General features: G+C 72.8%; 2 pseudogenes. One reads left to right on the plus strand and one right to left on the minus strand.

Annotated elements, in window-relative coordinates:
- Nucleotides 1-270 (minus strand): annotated as a pseudogene (locus MXD58_RS25110) (amidase); the annotation flags it as partial.
- Between the two features lie 533 nt (nucleotides 271-803).
- Between MXD58_RS25110 and MXD58_RS25115 the strand changes: the two are divergent.
- Nucleotides 804-1145: pseudogene (locus MXD58_RS25115) on the plus strand (hypothetical protein); the annotation flags it as partial.

Genomic DNA, 1145 nt, shown 5'->3' on the forward strand with positions numbered 1-1145 from the left:
GGCCAGCGCGGCGTCGGCGGCAGTGGCCTCCTCGAGCGCCTCGCGGGCGCGGACCCAGCGGAAGGCGTTGACGGTCGACCTGGTCGCCTCGATCCGGCCGAGCGCGGCCTCGACGAGGTCCCGCGAGGTCAGCTCGCCGCGGGCGAGCCGGTCGGCGAGCGTCGCCACGCCTTCGAGCGGCTCCTCGCCGTGCCAGCCCGCGAGCGCACCGGCGGCGCCCGGCGGGCGTGCCGCCGACGGCTGGGCCTGCGGCATCCGGGCTTCCGACATCCGCCACCCCCTGACGCATCGGCCCTGCTGAGGGCACCGTAACCGACAACGAGCCGACGCCGCCCCGCCACACGCGATAGTTCCCACTGTCCGCCGGTGGTCTTGCCTTGTCCTATCTGTGAGTAAACCGATGCCGCGGAGTGACCAGGCGGTAGGTGCGTTATGTACAGGTATATGGTGATCTGTCGGTGACTGGGGCCTGGGGCGCGCCGGGAGTCGGCTAATCCACATCCCCGAACATCGCGTTATCAACAATGATGGCGGGGTACCGGCGTCTCGAGGAACAGGACGTGAACTCCTCGCGTTGGTTGATTGCCGGCGCACCGGCGGTTGCTCCCGCTCGCCGGGGCGCCGCGGGGTCGCGTCATCCACGTACCGGCGAGCCGGACCTTCGCGGGCCGGGCCGAGCGGGACGTCCGCGGCAGACGGCGCCGCAGGTGCGGGTAGCCGTCACCAGGCAGCCGAGATCAGGCAGCCGAGATCAGGCAGGACCCGGCAACACCAGGCAGCACCAGCCAGAGAGGAAGCAGACCATGTCAGCGGACCCGAAACCGGAGAGCCCGGAAACATCGCTGGTCCCGCCGCCCGACGGCTCGTGGCCCAGCGCCATCGAGCCCACCACGGCGGAGTCCTCCGCCGAAACCGCCTTCCCGTGGGCCGCTGACAGCGTGCCGCCCGCCGCCGAACCGGCGGACCTGCCCGATGCGGCCGACCCGTCCGAGGCGTTCGAGGCGTCCGAGGCGTCCGAGGCGTCGGTGCCGTCCGACCCGGCCGGACTGTCCGGAGCCGAGGCGTTCACGCCGGTGCCGTCGACCATCGAGGCGCCCGCGCCCAGCGAGGCACGGACCGCCGAGTCGCCCGACACGGTCGCGGCG

Origin of the sequence: Frankia sp. AgKG'84/4 (assembly GCF_023242965.2) — a bacterium.
Classification (GTDB): Bacteria; Actinomycetota; Actinomycetes; order Frankiales; family Frankiaceae; genus Frankia.